Annotated in this window: 16 protein-coding genes; 6 read left to right on the forward strand and 10 right to left on the reverse strand. The window is 57.2% G+C overall.

What is annotated here, in order from left to right; all coding sequences use genetic code 11:
- The 7 genes from rsxC to blr all read right to left on the reverse strand — a co-directional run.
- Positions 1 to 1,685: electron transport complex subunit RsxC (gene rsxC / locus AS136_RS19320; RefSeq protein WP_063266906.1), on the reverse strand; the 1,685-nt coding region annotated here is incomplete at its 3' end.
- The gene (rsxB, locus tag AS136_RS19325; RefSeq protein ID WP_008804646.1) at positions 1,678 to 2,256 is read right to left on the reverse strand and encodes an electron transport complex subunit RsxB; all 579 of its coding nucleotides are present in this window, start codon (positions 2,254 to 2,256) and stop codon (positions 1,678 to 1,680) included. The genes rsxC and rsxB, both read right to left, overlap by 8 nt.
- Positions 2,256 to 2,837 (reverse strand): electron transport complex subunit RsxA, encoded by a 582-nt coding sequence (rsxA, locus tag AS136_RS19330; protein WP_002907658.1) that lies wholly within the window; start codon positions 2,835 to 2,837, stop codon positions 2,256 to 2,258. Before rsxA ends, rsxB begins: the two co-directional genes overlap by 1 nt.
- Before the next feature lie 78 nt (positions 2,838 to 2,915).
- A complete protein-coding gene (locus AS136_RS19335) occupies positions 2,916 to 3,356 on the reverse strand; it encodes a DUF2569 domain-containing protein (RefSeq protein WP_008804647.1) in 441 nt (146 codons plus the stop codon).
- 75 nt (positions 3,357 to 3,431) lie between these two features.
- The gene (gene ydgT, locus AS136_RS19340) at positions 3,432 to 3,647 is read right to left on the reverse strand and encodes a transcription modulator YdgT (RefSeq protein WP_004202843.1); all 216 of its coding nucleotides are present in this window, start codon (positions 3,645 to 3,647) and stop codon (positions 3,432 to 3,434) included.
- Positions 3,648 to 3,865: 218 nt separating this feature from the next.
- Positions 3,866 to 5,236 (reverse strand): GH1 family beta-glucosidase, encoded by a 1,371-nt coding sequence (locus tag AS136_RS19345; protein WP_032754538.1) that lies wholly within the window; start codon positions 5,234 to 5,236, stop codon positions 3,866 to 3,868.
- Between the two features lie 115 nt (positions 5,237 to 5,351).
- Positions 5,352 to 5,489: a division septum protein Blr gene (gene blr / locus AS136_RS27150; RefSeq protein WP_012541534.1), complete on the reverse strand. Its 138-nt coding sequence runs from the start codon at positions 5,487 to 5,489 to the stop codon at positions 5,352 to 5,354.
- 190 nt (positions 5,490 to 5,679) lie between these two features.
- On the opposite strand from blr, the gene AS136_RS19350 reads away from it, so the two are divergent.
- The gene (locus tag AS136_RS19350) at positions 5,680 to 6,720 is read left to right on the forward strand and encodes an oxidoreductase (protein WP_008804649.1); all 1,041 of its coding nucleotides are present in this window, start codon (positions 5,680 to 5,682) and stop codon (positions 6,718 to 6,720) included.
- A gap of 35 nt (positions 6,721 to 6,755) precedes the next feature.
- Here AS136_RS19350 and add read toward each other — a convergent pair whose 3' ends face one another.
- Together add and AS136_RS19360 are read right to left on the reverse strand one after the other, a co-directional pair.
- Positions 6,756 to 7,757, reverse strand: a complete 1,002-nt coding sequence (gene add, locus AS136_RS19355) for an adenosine deaminase (RefSeq protein ID WP_012541536.1) — start codon at positions 7,755 to 7,757, stop codon at positions 6,756 to 6,758.
- Between the two features lie 157 nt (positions 7,758 to 7,914).
- Positions 7,915 to 9,063 carry an MFS transporter gene (locus tag AS136_RS19360; RefSeq protein ID WP_008804651.1) on the reverse strand — a complete coding sequence of 383 codons (1,149 nt, stop codon included), beginning with the start codon at positions 9,061 to 9,063 and terminating at the stop codon, positions 7,915 to 7,917.
- Between the two features lie 194 nt (positions 9,064 to 9,257).
- On the opposite strand from AS136_RS19360, the gene AS136_RS19365 reads away from it, so the two are divergent.
- On the forward strand, positions 9,258 to 9,722 hold the full coding sequence (locus tag AS136_RS19365; RefSeq protein WP_012968054.1) for a winged helix-turn-helix transcriptional regulator: 465 nt from the start codon (positions 9,258 to 9,260) through the stop codon (positions 9,720 to 9,722).
- Positions 9,723 to 9,964: 242 nt separating this feature from the next.
- Complete coding sequence (locus AS136_RS19370) at positions 9,965 to 10,150, forward strand: hypothetical protein (RefSeq protein WP_008804653.1); 186 nt, start codon at positions 9,965 to 9,967, stop codon at positions 10,148 to 10,150.
- A 9-nt stretch (positions 10,151 to 10,159) separates the two neighbouring features.
- On the opposite strand, the gene AS136_RS19375 is transcribed toward AS136_RS19370, so the two are convergent.
- On the reverse strand, positions 10,160 to 10,528 hold the full coding sequence (locus AS136_RS19375) for a hypothetical protein (protein WP_063266907.1): 369 nt from the start codon (positions 10,526 to 10,528) through the stop codon (positions 10,160 to 10,162).
- Between the two features lie 273 nt (positions 10,529 to 10,801).
- On the opposite strand from AS136_RS19375, the gene cybB reads away from it, so the two are divergent.
- The 3 genes from cybB to AS136_RS19390 all read left to right on the forward strand — a co-directional run bounded on the left by cybB (position 10,802) and on the right by AS136_RS19390 (position 12,854).
- Positions 10,802 to 11,329 (forward strand): cytochrome b561, encoded by a 528-nt coding sequence (gene cybB, locus AS136_RS19380; protein ID WP_008804655.1) that lies wholly within the window; start codon positions 10,802 to 10,804, stop codon positions 11,327 to 11,329.
- A gap of 106 nt (positions 11,330 to 11,435) precedes the next feature.
- Positions 11,436 to 11,711 carry a metal/formaldehyde-sensitive transcriptional repressor gene (locus tag AS136_RS19385; RefSeq protein WP_004101746.1) on the forward strand — a complete coding sequence of 92 codons (276 nt, stop codon included), beginning with the start codon at positions 11,436 to 11,438 and terminating at the stop codon, positions 11,709 to 11,711.
- Between the two features lie 24 nt (positions 11,712 to 11,735).
- On the forward strand, positions 11,736 to 12,854 hold the full coding sequence (locus AS136_RS19390) for an S-(hydroxymethyl)glutathione dehydrogenase/class III alcohol dehydrogenase (protein WP_008804656.1): 1,119 nt from the start codon (positions 11,736 to 11,738) through the stop codon (positions 12,852 to 12,854).
- The last annotated feature ends 43 nt before the right edge of the window (positions 12,855 to 12,897 follow it).

Below are 12,897 nucleotides of genomic sequence, written 5' to 3' on the forward strand. Positions count from 1 at the left end.
ACCGCGGCTTTACGCGGGTCGACCGGCTCGGCGACCGGGGCTTCCACCGACGAGGCCTGCTGCTGTGCCTTGCGTGCCCGGGCTTCGGCCTTCCGCGCTTCGCGTGCAGCGATCGCCTCGCTGTTATCCGGTTTGGCGCCAGACTGAATCACGATCGGTTGCGCGGCATCACGCTGTTTGTCGCGTACCCGGGCGAGGGCGGCGTTAATCGCATCCTGATCTTTGGCGGCAGGCTGAACGGCAGCTTTTTTATGCCGTTCGGCGCGGGCGGCTTTTTCACGCTCCAGGCGCGCCTGTCGGGCTTCGAATCGCGCTTTAGCTTCTGCGGCGCGCTGCTCTTCCTGGCGAATCGCGCTGATCTCCGCTTTCTCCTGACGGAAGTACTGCACCAGCGGAATATTGCTTGGGCAAACCCACGCGCAGGCGCCGCATTCTATGCAGTCCGCCAGATTGTGCGCGGTGGCTTTATCGTGCTGCTGGCCTTTGCTGAACCAGTACAGCTGCTGCGGCAGCAGATCGGCCGGACAGGCGTCGGCGCAGGCGCTGCAGCGAATGCAGCCTTTCTCTTCCTGCGGCTCGCCCATCTCACTGGCGGAAGGCGCCAGCAGGCAGTTGGTGATCTTCACCACCGGGACATCCAGCCCCGGCAGGGTAAAGCCCATCAGCGGGCCGCCCATGATCACCATTGGCTCGGCGCTGGCGCAGAAGCCGGCGTCGTTAAGCAGATGGCGTACCGGGGTACCAAGGCGCGCCCAGACGTTGCCCGGCCGCGAGACCGCCTCGCCGGTCAGGGTGACCACGCGCTCCGTTAACGGCTCGCCGTCAATCACCGCGCGTTTTATCGCATAGGCCGTCCCCACGTTCTGCATCAGCACGCCAATATCCGACGAACGACCGCCATGAGGCACCTGCTTGCCGGTGAGAATTTGGGTAAGCTGCTTGGCCCCACCGGAGGGGTATTTAGTGGGGATCACGCGCAGCGAGATGCCATGGGCGTCGCAGAGCACCGCCCGCAGCATCGAAATGGCCTGCGGTTTATTGTCTTCAATGCCGATCAGCACTTCGTCAGGCTGCAGAATATGCGCGAGGATGCGGATCCCGTCGACAATCTGCGCGGCGCAGTCCTGCATCAGGCGGTCGTCCGCCGTGATATAGGGTTCGCATTCGGCGGCGTTAATAATCAGCGTCTTAATTTTATCGCCGCCGCCGCGCAGTTTGCTGCCGGTGGGGAAACCGGCGCCGCCGAGGCCCGCGACGCCAAACTGATGAATGCGTTCGATAAGCGCTTCGCGCGTGCGGACCTGATAATCACTCCAGCCATCGCGCTCAATCCAGCGGTCTTCGCCGTCGGCGTCAATGATCACGCTCATCTCCGCCAGCCCCGACGGATGAGCGGTGGTGTGCGGGGCGATGGCGGTAACGGTACCGGAGGTCGGGGCGTGTACGGGCAGCATTCTTCCCCATCCGCGGGTCAACGGCTGGCCGCGCAGCACCCGATCGCCCACCTTGACGCACAGTTCGCCTTCGGCGCCAATATGCTGCTTGAGCGGAATGATAAGGCGCTGCGGCAGGGACACCTGGCGCAGTGGGGTACCGTTAGACTGGGTTTTCATTTCGGGCGGATGAATACCGCCGTTAAAATCCCAGACTTTATCTTTTCGGAAAGCGGAAAATAACTTAAACATGTTGTTCCACAGGAATATTGCGCACCGGGATCGCATGGAGATCCCATTTCCAGGTTTCCGGGGTGGTCGCCACCGGAACGAGCGAAATGCACTGGGTCGGGCAGGGGGCAACGCACAGATTACAACCGGTGCACAGGTCGTTCATCACGGTATGCATGGCGCGGGTTGCCCCGACAATCGCATCCACCGGACACGCCTGGATGCATTTGGTGCAGCCAATGCAGTTCGGCTCGTCGATTACCGCGAGCATACGAACTGGCTCCGCCTCCTGTTCATCGCCATCGACCGGCTGCGGGTCGACGTTCAGTAAGGCGGCGATTTTTAACATTACGGCTTCGCCACCCGGCGCACAGCGGTTAATTTTTTCACCCTGGGCACCAACAGCTTCCGCATAGGGACGACAGCCGGGGTAGCCGCACTGCCCGCACTGGCTCTGCGGCAACAGTTCATCAATTTTTTCCACCACCGGGTCGTCCTGCACCGCAAAACGGCGGGAGGCATACCCCAGTATTAAGCCGAAAATCAGCCCTAACAGGCTGATGGCGATCACGGCTATCCAGACTGCGCTCATTACAACTTCACCAAACCACTAAAGCCCATAAAAGCCAGAGACATTAAACCGGCGGTAATCAATGCGATGGCATTACCGCGAAACGGCGCGGGCACATCGGCCACCACCAGGCGTTCGCGGATCGCCGCGAACAGCACCATCACCAGCGAGAAACCGACGGCGGCGGCAAAGCCGTACAGCGCGGACTGCAGGAAATTGTGCCCCAGATTAATATTCAGCAGCGCCACTCCGAGTACGGCACAGTTGGTGGTGATCAGCGGCAGAAAGATACCCAGCAGGCGATAGAGCGCCGGGCTGGTTTTACGCACGACCATTTCAGTGAACTGAACCACCACGGCGATGACCAGAATAAAGGCCAGCGTGCGTAAATAGACCAGATTTAAGGGGATAAGGATCCAGGTATCAATCAGCCAGGCGCAAATAGAGGCCAGCGTCATCACGAAGGTGGTGGCAAGCCCCATCCCCATTGCGGTTTCCAGCTTTTTGGAAACCCCCATAAACGGGCACAGACCAAGAAACTTCACCAGAACGAAGTTATTGACCAGGACTGTACCAATAAAGAGCAGTAAATAATCAGCCATCATGCGACCTGAAACGAAAAAAAGCCGCTTATTATCGAATAAAACGATACCGGCGACAACAGGTTAAGTGTGGGGTTATTACGGATGAACAAAGGTCCGCTTTACCCGCTGGGAACGGCGAAAATAGGGCGCCAGGAGCGCGGCAGCCAAGAGTGGAAACAGCAGCTGGCGCAAAGCAAGGACATCCGAGACGGGAGAGAAGGCAAATGCCTTTATCGCCAGCAGCAGGGTGATGAGCAGCCAGATAATATAGTGCTTAGGGACCAGCGAGCGCCGCTTAAAGAACGCGATGGTCAGCCAGAGCGTGTAATACCACATGGCGACGGCAAACAGCAGCGAAGCGAGCCACAGCGCCAGATGTCCGGTGCTCATGGCGCGGAGCAGGGCATACGTCTGCGTCGACATGAGAGCATTAGCAAAAAACAGCAGCGATAAGGAGGCGCTCAGCAGCGCCACCAGCAACCAGGCCAGCGGTGCCAGCAGCCATCCGCCAATGCGTTCTGCAGATTGAGACGTCATGTTACTCCCCTATTCAACGCCAGTAATGAAAATCAGGCCGGGAAGTATAAGCAACTGGCGTGAAGGATGACAGCCTTACTGCACGAATCGCCAAACGGATTTAGGCACCTGGCCCACATCGAACAATTTACCACCGGAGACCAGCTCTGCCCGGCGGTGGTCGGCCGCACGATACATATTCACGATCTCTTCGGTGTCGGTCAGGGAGTAGTTAAGGTGATCAAATAGTTTTTCAAGACTTTCGAGCGAACTGATTTTGCGGAATTTTAATAAATAGTCCAGAACGGTCATTTTCGTATCCATTTTATAATCGGAATAATTATGTTGAATATTATCAGCATTCACTAAACCTACTCTCAACCAACGGCGCCTTCTGAATGGGGCCGGGTGGAATGATTCAGGTTATATAAACCCATGACAAGGGGCGAGAGCCGACCTTGAAGAGCAGGGAGAAGTTTAAGAATATTCTAAAACCAGACCGGGCGCCGAATGGCGCCCGCAAGAGAAGATTAACGCTGTTCGCCGTGACTGGCAATAACAGATTTGTACCAATAAAAACTCTTCTTTCGTTTGCGTGCCAGATTTTGCTGGTGATCGACATAGACAAAGCCGTACTGCTTTTGATACCCGTTGAGCCAGCTCAGTAGATCGATAAACGACCAGGGATAATAGCCGCGCACATCCGCCCCCAGCGCCAGCGCCTTTTCCAGGGCGCCAATATGGCTGCTCAGGTAGTCGATTCGCGGATCGTCGACCACTTCTCCGGCAATTATCGGGTCTTTCGCTCCCAGGCCATTTTCGGTGATATAGATCGGGATATCGCCATAGCGTTCCTTGATCATCATAATGCCGTCCGTCAGCCCCTGCGGCCAGATTTCCCATCCCCATTCGGTATAGGTGCTCTGCGGGTTACGCACGAAATAGAACAACCCCTCCACGCCAGGTTCGCCACCGGTGGGGATGTTGGGCGGCTGGGCGGACACCGTTTCCCGGCGATAGTAATTCAGCCCGATAAAGTCACAGCGATTCTCGCGCAGTAGTGTGTCATCGTCCGGGGCAAAGCGCGGTACCCCCCACTGAGCCTGGGTCTGCGCCAGCAGGGCGGCAGGATAGGTGCCTTTCAGTACCGGGTCGTAAAGCCAGTGGGTGTGGATGGCGTCAGCCAGTTCGGTGGCTTTTTTGTCCGCCTCACTGTCGGTGAGCGGAGTATGCGGCTGTAGCACATTGACGAAGCCAATCTCGCCCGCCACGTTCATCTCGCGGAATGCCTTGACCGCCAGCGCATGGGCGATAAACACGTGATGACAGGCCTGAATGGCACGCGCCGGATCGCGCACCGCCGGGGGATGCAGACCGTTAATGTAGCCGTGGCCAATGAACACGATGGTTTCGTTAAAGGTCGCCCACAGCTTCACCCGTGAACCAAAGCGCGCATAGCACAGGCGGGCGTACTCGGCGAAGGCCTCGGCGGTACTGCGTGCTTCCCAGCCACCCTCATCCTGCAGGGCCTGCGGCAGGTCCCAGTGATAGAGGGTGATCATCGGCTCAATATTGTGCGCCAGCAGTTCGTCGATCAGATCGCTGTAAAACTGTACGCCGGCTTCATTCACTTCGCCGCGCCCGGCGGGCAGCAGCCGGGGCCAGGAGATAGAGAATCGATAACTTTGCAGGCCCATTTCGGCCATTAACGCAACGTCTTCGCGAAAACGGTGATAGTGGTCGACCGCGACATCGCCGGTGGTGCCTTCAAAGGTGGTACCCGGCAGGTGAGAATAGATGTCCCAGATTGACGGTCCTTTACCGTCTGCGTCGTGCCCACCTTCAACCTGATACGCTGCGGTAGCAGCACCCCATAAAAAATTGTGCGGAAAAGCGGCCATGAAAAAGCTCCCAGTCTGATGATAGAGGGAGTGTAATCAAAGCAAGGATAGCTGTGCAACCGGTTTCTGAAACCGGTTGCACAGTTGCGAGGCGGGTCACTGTTTCACGGCGGCGCTACTTTGTCTGCACCACATCTGCTGGCGGTGGCGACTGGTAGTTATCAATATGGTGGGCGATAACCAAAAGCAGTGCGGAAATCCCAAAAACAATCCAGCCAATAAGTTCTACAATACGGGTAAAAACAGTCGTCATAACACTTCAGTATCCTTTGAACACAGTGGGAAATGTTACTCCATGGTCAGCAGATCACAAGGGGTATCTGTCTGATTTTGCACGCATGCGGGAAAACAGCTGTGAATCAAATGATAAATTTTGCTCATAGTTTGTAAGATTATTCTCATCTACGCGATATTGACATTAGCTGAATAAGTGAGGCGGTAACATGAGTGACGCGATCCGGGTAGGGCTGATAGGCTACGGTTACGCCAGCAAAACGTTTCACGCGCCGCTGATCGGCGGCACGCCGGGCATGGCGCTGACGAGGGTCTCCAGCAGCGAGGCCGGCAAAGTCCATGCCGACTGGCCGGGGGTCAGGGTGGTGAGTGCGGCAAAAGACTTGCTCAACGATCCTGATATTGATCTGGTGGTCATCGCCACCCCGAACGATACCCACTTTCCGCTGGCGAAAGCGGCGCTGGAAGCGGGCAAACATGTGGTGGTGGATAAACCCTTTACCGTGACACTGTCACAAGCACGCGAGCTGGAGAGTCTGGCGAAGCATTGCGGCCGGGTGCTGTCGGTGTTTCATAACCGCCGCTGGGACAGTGACTTCTTAACCGTCAGGGCGTTAATTAACGAAGGTCAGCTGGGGGAAGTGTGTTACTTTGAGTCGCATTTCGATCGCTTCCGCCCCCAGGTGCGTCAGCGCTGGCGTGAGCAGGGTGGTCCCGGAAGTGGCATTTGGTACGATCTGGGGCCACATCTGCTCGATCAAGCGGTGGTGCTCTTTGGCCTGCCGGTGAGTATCACAGTCGATCTCGCTCAACTTCGCCCCGGCGCGCAATCCACCGACTATTTTCATGCCGTGCTGGCCTATCCCCAGCGGCGGGTGGTGCTGCATGGCACATTGCTCGCTGCGGCGGAGAGCGCGCGCTTTATCGTCCACGGCTCGCGGGCCAGCTATATTAAGTTCGGCCTTGATCCTCAGGAGGAACGGCTAAAAAACGGTGAACGACTGCCGCAGGAGGACTGGGGGTATGATATGCGCGACGGTACTCTGACCCGCGCCGAAGGCGACGAACGAAGCGAGGAGACATGGCTGACGCTGCCGGGCAACTATCCCGCCTACTATGCCGCCATTCGCGATGCGCTTAACGGGGAGGGAGAAAACCCGGTCCCGGCCAGCGAGGCGATTCAGATCATGACGTTGATTGAGCTGGGTATCGAGTCGGCCAGACATCGCGCCACGCTCAGCCTGGTGTGAGGGGGAGCCCGGCAGCGCTGCCGCCGGGCCGGTGATCAACCTTTCGCCACCCGCTGAATGAGAGCGGCTTTTTCCTGTTCGCTCAGAAACGCCTGGGTCAGACCGTTGATCTGTGCCTGACGGATCTGCTCCCGGCTCAGGCCCGCCGCCGGCGCCGCCACGGTGTACTCGTGAATGATATCAACGCCCTGCACCGCCGGATCGTCAGTGTTGAGGCTCGCCAGCACGCCGTGCTCAAGGAACTGCTTCAGTGGATGCTGGGCCAGCGAAGCCACGGTGCTGGTTTGCACATTCGAGGTCAGGCATGATTCAATGCCGATCTGATGTTCGGCCAGGTAGTCCATCAGGGCCGGATCCTCTACCGCTTTGACCCCATGACCGATGCGCTCCGCGCCCAGCTCGCGGATGGCCTGCCAGATACTTTCCGGTCCGGCCGCTTCGCCAGCGTGGACGGTAATATGCCAGCCAGCGTCGCGGGCCTGATTAAAATGGTTGAGGAACAGCGCGCCCGGGAAGCCCAGCTCATCACCGGCCAGATCCAGCGCGGTGATGCCCTCGCGGTGGGCGAGCAGCGCCGCCAGCTCTTCCTGACAGGCCGCTTCACCGAAGGTGCGGCTCAGAATGCCGATCAGGCGGGCGTCGACCTGAAAATCGCGGCTGCCTTCACGTACGCCCGCGATCACCGCCTCTACTACGCCGTCGACAGGAAGCTGGTGGGTCATCGCCATATAGCGGGGAGAGAAGCGCAGCTCAACGTAGTGCAGGCCATTGCGCGCGGCGTCTTCGACGTTCTCGTATGCCACGCGACGGCAGGCTTCCAGTGAGGCAAGGACTTTTACCCCCCAGTCGAGCTTGGCAAGAAAACTGACCAGATCGGGCTCAAGGCTGGTGACCTGGACGTGGGGACGCAGCGTGTCGAGGGTGGAAGCGGGAAGGGCAATATTAAACTCGCGGCCAAGATCGAGGATGGTTTGGGCCCGGATGTTACCGTCAAGGTGGCGGTGAATGTCGGTTAATGGCAATGAAGAATCAATCATGGTCGCACTCTTTTTTTAGTTAAAGTGCACGTCATTATACAACATGTACATAACTGTTTAAAAGCATTGAAAAAATCCATTCGATACAAACAGCTGGGGCTTCTCTGGTCACTTTTCCGCTCTTTTTCGCTGCGCCATTTTACAGCGAGCACGACGTTCATGATTGACGCGATCCTGACCAGACCAGAAAAGCACAGGCGCTGACCGCGGCGCCGGCAAGGCAAACCGCCTGCCATCCCCAGTGAGAATAGAGCTGGGTGGCGACGATAGCACCTGCCGCGCTTCCCAGCGAATAAAAACACATGTAAGCCCCAACCAGGCGGCTTGCCGCTGCAGGCCTGGCGGCAATAATCAGACTCTGGTTGGTGACATGAACGGCCTGCACCGCAAAGTCCAGTGCGATAACGCCCGCTATCAGCCAGAGCAGAGAAGTTTCGGCACAGGCGATAGGTAGCCAGGAGAGCGCCAGCAGCGCCAGCGCCAGGCCGGTCGTGCGCTGCGCCCATCCCTGGTCAGCCCATCTGCCCGCCCTTGAGGCGGCCAGCACGCCAGCGATGCCGGCTAAGCCAAACATCCCTGTCTGGGTGTGCGACAGGGAAAGAGCGGTGAGCGGCATGACCATGGTCGTCCACAGCATGCTGAAAGCGGCGAAGATCAGTAGCGCCAGGATCCCGCGCTTTCTCAGTTGCGGTTCAGTGAGGTACAGCTGAAAAACTGACTTCAGTAAGGATAGATAAGTGGGCTTTTGCGGCTGCGGCGGGGGCGAAGGCATGACTTTCCAGACGACGCCGGCAATCAACAACATCAGACAGGCAGCCGTGAGATAAACGGCTCGCCAGCCGGCGATATCAGCGATCGCCCCTGATATAAAACGAGATAAAAGAATGCCTGAAACAATGCCGCTGGTCAGGGTACCTACCGCCTGGCCTCGTTTCTGCGGCGTCGCCAGTATCGCCACCCACGCCACCATCAACTGCACCACCACGGCCATCAGCCCGACGATCAGCATGGCCCCCAGCAGGATCGCGATATTAGGGGATAACCCTGCCACGACTAACGCCGCCACTGACAGCAACAGCTGAGTCAACACCACGTATTTACGGTTCAACCCGTCCCCGAGCGGAACCAGGAACAGCAAACCAATGGCATAGCCCGCCTGCGTTGCCGTGACGACGCTGCCAATCATACCGGGCGACACTTTCAGGCTGACCGCCATCGAGTCGAGTAAAGGCTGAGCTGAATAAACGTTGGCTACCGCCAGCGCGCAGGTCAATGAAAACAGCGCCGTTATCCCCGCGGTCAGCATCGTGACAGGGGCGGACGCGGTCGGGATCTCGTGCTCGGTACACAAACTTGCCTTGCATTTCATAAGAGGCCTGCACTCTGGTTGCTTTTTAAAACTAGTATGCTTATAAAACTAGCCATAGTGGTTTTCTTTTGCAACTGCTACGAGGGGAGATTAAGCTGGCAACAGCAGACTGATAGACGGAGAGCACGCAGATGGCGAAACAGGAATCACTCAGAACCAGTGAATGTCCGGTGGCAAGAACGCTGGAATCAATTGGAGAACGCTGGTGCCTGATGATTATTCGCGAGGCATTTGACGATGTGCGGCGATTCAGCGAGTTTCAAAAGAATCTAGGGCTGGCCAAAAATATCCTTGCCTCGCGGCTGAAGCACCTGGTCGATATCGGTATTTTCGCGATTTTACCGGCATCGGATGGCAGCGCCTACAAGGAATACGTCCTGACTGAAAAGGGGAGATCTGTGTTTCCCATTGTTGTGGCGATGCGGCAATGGGGAGAGCGTTATATGTTTGATCAGGGGGAAACCTATTCTGTCCTGCTGGATAACGAACACGGTCAGCCGCTTCAGTATCTGGATGTGCGTTCCGCTCAGGGGGATAAACTGCAACCAGGCGACTGCCATCGCCGGCGCGTAGTGTCGGATATCAGCGGCGAATGAAGGTCTGAAGGGGAGCGCGATCCCAGCAAGAGTACGAGCGTACCACTAAGTGGTCCTGGAACCATCCTGACGTCTCTTTTCGTGGCGGCTCCTGATGGCACCCCCAGGACGCCGAGACAGGCGAGCCTCCGTCCGCCGCAGAATGCTGTGCATAATCATTTGCATTTATATTTTATTTGAATGTATTCATGTTACATATTAAATTCTGCTTACTTTATCGACGATGAGGCAAGGATGCGGATGTGGAGAGCGTAATCCATAACAATATTGAGGGTTTTCTGCTGCTGCTATTAAGCATGTGGCCGATTCTGATTGTGGTCTTTATTGGCGTTGCGATTTCATTCTATACCATGCTGTTACGCAAAACGGCGCTGGCCTGCCTGCTGTTCGCCGTCGCTATCGGCGCCGCAGGCTGGAGCCTCGCTTAGCATCCGATCTCAGGGTTTATCCAGCAGACTCATGCTGGAGGTGGCGGCGCCATCATTGAGATTGGACGGTGCATGCCAGTCGCGGCCAGCCAGTGCGCTATCGCCCTGGCCGCTGCTGGCGACCATATCCTGTTGCGTCGACATCGTCGAGCCTTCCAGCGGTTCATCGGCCCCCGACTGATCGGGCAGGGAGCTGGTATACCCGCCATTGTTTGAGTAAGTATCCATACCATTCACTTCATTCGGTACCGTGTCGGTGGTGGTGCCATCATCGTTTATGCAAAATGATCCGCCAATGCCGTTAGGCTGGCAGTCCGCAGCGAAAGCCGGGACAGCCAGCGACGCCAGCAACAATAGCGGTAAGCCGATTTTCTTCATTCTCATCTCCATGCGCAACGTGGCTCGACAGATGCTCTCTACTATAGAGAAGGACAGGACAGGGGAAGGTGACAAAACTGTTTAATTTTGTAATAGCGTACCGACTGCCGGTTGCCTGTTCGCTTCAGCACGTCGGGGCATGCTGCGCCTTCCCGGGTCGGGAGCGGATCGGCGCAATGCGGTAATCAATTGTTAATTCAACGTAAAGGTTAATGAAAATTTAAGAGAAGGCCGCTATGTTGGCGATATCACTCTTTCCATTAAGGAAATTCCATGCGCGATAAATATTCGGGACTGCAGATCGGTATTCACTGGTTGGTCTTTTTGCTGGTGGTGGTGGCTTATGCGGCAATGGAGCTACGTGGATTTTTTCCCCGTAGTGACCGGCCGCTGATTAATATGATTCATGTCTCCTGCGGGATCACCATCTGCGCGCTGATGGTGGCGCGTTTGCTGGTGCGGCTGAAGTCGCCAGCGCCGCCGATCGTGCCGAAACCGTCGCCGATGATGACCGGTTTTGCTCATCTCGGCCATCTGGTTATCTATCTGCTATTTATTGCCTTGCCGCTGATCGGGATGGTGATGATGTACTGGCGCGGAAATCCCTGGTACGCCTTTGGCCTGACCATGCCGTATGCCCCACAGAGCGATTTTGAGCGGGTGGATACCCTGAAGGCGATCCATGAATGGTTAGCCAACGCCGGGTACTTCGTCATTGGCCTGCATGCCCTTGCCGCGCTGGTCCATCATTACTGGTGGAAAGATAATACCCTGCTGCGGATGATGCCTCGTAAGCGCTAAATGATCGTTACCCTTTTTGCCTGACCCCGTCCCGCGACGGGGTTTTTTTTGCCTTTATGGGTAATAAAATATAGTATACCCCCCTATATGATACGGAGGCGTAATCGTGCCACATTCACCTGAAGATAAAAAACGGGCGCTCAGTCGCGTACGCCGCATCCGCGGCCAGGTCGAGGCCCTCGAGCGCGCGCTGGAGTCCGGCGAACCCTGCATGACAATCCTGCAGCAGATTGCCTCGATTCGCGGTGCGGCAAATGGCCTGATGGGCGAAATGGTGGAGATCCACCTGCAGGACGAGCTGGTTAGCGGCGAGACCACCCCGGACCAGCGGGCCGCGAGAATGGCAGAGGTCGGTCATTTGCTACGATCCTATTTAAAATAACATCACGACGAGGAAGAGACAGTTATGAAATCACGCGCAGCAGTTGCCTTTGGTCCTGGCCAGCCGTTAAAAATCGTTGAGATTGACGTCGCGCCGCCGAAGAAAGGCGAAGTTCTGGTGAAAATCACCCACACCGGCGTGTGCCACACCGATGCCTTTACCCTCTCCGGCGACGATCCGGAAGGTGTTTTCCCGGCGGTACTGGGCCATGAAGGCGGCGGGATTGTCGTGGAAGTGGGCGAGGGCGTCACCAGCCTTAAGCCGGGCGACCACGTGATCCCGCTGTATACCGCCGAATGCGGCGAGTGCAAGTTCTGTAAGTCGGGTAAAACCAATCTCTGTCAGGCGGTGCGCGCCACCCAGGGCAAAGGGTTGATGCCGGACGGCACCACCCGTTTCTCCTATAACGGCGAACCGATTTATCACTATATGGGCACCAGCACCTTCAGCGAATATACGGTTTGCGCCGAGATCTCGCTGGCGAAAGTCAATCCGCAGGCGCCGCTGGATAAAGTGTGCCTGCTGGGCTGCGGTGTCACCACCGGTATCGGCGCAGTGCACAACACGGCGAAGGTCAAGCCCGGGGATAGCGTCGCGGTCTTTGGTCTGGGCGGCATTGGCCTGGCGGTGATCCAGGGCGCGGTGCAGGCGCAGGCCGGACGCATTCTGGCGGTCGATACCAACCCGGATAAGTTCACCCTCGCCAAAGAGATGGGCGCAACCGACTTTATCAACCCGAACGACTACGATAAGCCGATTCAGGATGTGATTGTCGAACTGACCGACGGCGGGGTGGATTTCAGCTTCGAGTGCATCGGCAATGTCAACGTGATGCGCGCCGCGCTGGAGTGCTGCCATAAAGGCTGGGGTGAGAGCGTGATCATCGGTGTAGCCGGTGCGGGCCAGGAGATCAAGACCCGTCCGTTCCAGCTGGTGACCGGCCGCGTGTGGCGCGGTTCTGCCTTCGGCGGCGTGAAAGGGCGCAGTCAGCTGCCGGGAATGGTGGAGGACGCCATGGCTGGTAAAATTCGCCTCGACCCGTTTATTACCCATCGCCTGCCGCTGGAGCAGATTAACGAGGCCTTTGATCTGATGCATGAAGGCAAATCGATTCGCACCGTGATCCACTTTGGCGACCAGTAATCGCTAACGCTGATGGCGTATCGTCACCGATAAAAAAAGGGCC

The sequence above is a fragment of the Klebsiella sp. D5A genome (assembly GCF_001620885.1).
Classification (GTDB): domain Bacteria; phylum Pseudomonadota; class Gammaproteobacteria; order Enterobacterales; family Enterobacteriaceae; genus Klebsiella; species Klebsiella variicola.

Coding starts and splice junctions, on each gene's coding strand:
- rsxB (WP_008804646.1), bottom strand. CDS start 2,256: ATGAGCGCAGTCTGGATAGCCGTGATCGCCATCAGCCTGTTAGGGCTG.
- rsxA (WP_002907658.1), bottom strand. CDS start 2,837: ATGGCTGATTATTTACTGCTCTTTATTGGTACAGTCCTGGTCAATAAC.
- AS136_RS19335 (WP_008804647.1), bottom strand. CDS start 3,356: ATGACGTCTCAATCTGCAGAACGCATTGGCGGATGGCTGCTGGCACCG.
- ydgT (WP_004202843.1), bottom strand. CDS start 3,647: ATGACCGTTCTGGACTATTTATTAAAATTCCGCAAAATCAGTTCGCTC.
- AS136_RS19345 (WP_032754538.1), bottom strand. CDS start 5,236: ATGGCCGCTTTTCCGCACAATTTTTTATGGGGTGCTGCTACCGCAGCG.
- blr (WP_012541534.1), bottom strand. CDS start 5,489: ATGACGACTGTTTTTACCCGTATTGTAGAACTTATTGGCTGGATTGTT.
- AS136_RS19350 (WP_008804649.1), top strand. CDS start 5,680: ATGAGTGACGCGATCCGGGTAGGGCTGATAGGCTACGGTTACGCCAGC.
- add (WP_012541536.1), bottom strand. CDS start 7,757: ATGATTGATTCTTCATTGCCATTAACCGACATTCACCGCCACCTTGAC.
- AS136_RS19360 (WP_008804651.1), bottom strand. CDS start 9,063: ATGCTGACCGCGGGGATAACGGCGCTGTTTTCATTGACCTGCGCGCTG.
- AS136_RS19365 (WP_012968054.1), top strand. CDS start 9,258: ATGGCGAAACAGGAATCACTCAGAACCAGTGAATGTCCGGTGGCAAGA.
- AS136_RS19375 (WP_063266907.1), bottom strand. CDS start 10,528: ATGAAGAAAATCGGCTTACCGCTATTGTTGCTGGCGTCGCTGGCTGTC.
- cybB (WP_008804655.1), top strand. CDS start 10,802: ATGCGCGATAAATATTCGGGACTGCAGATCGGTATTCACTGGTTGGTC.
- AS136_RS19390 (WP_008804656.1), top strand. CDS start 11,736: ATGAAATCACGCGCAGCAGTTGCCTTTGGTCCTGGCCAGCCGTTAAAA.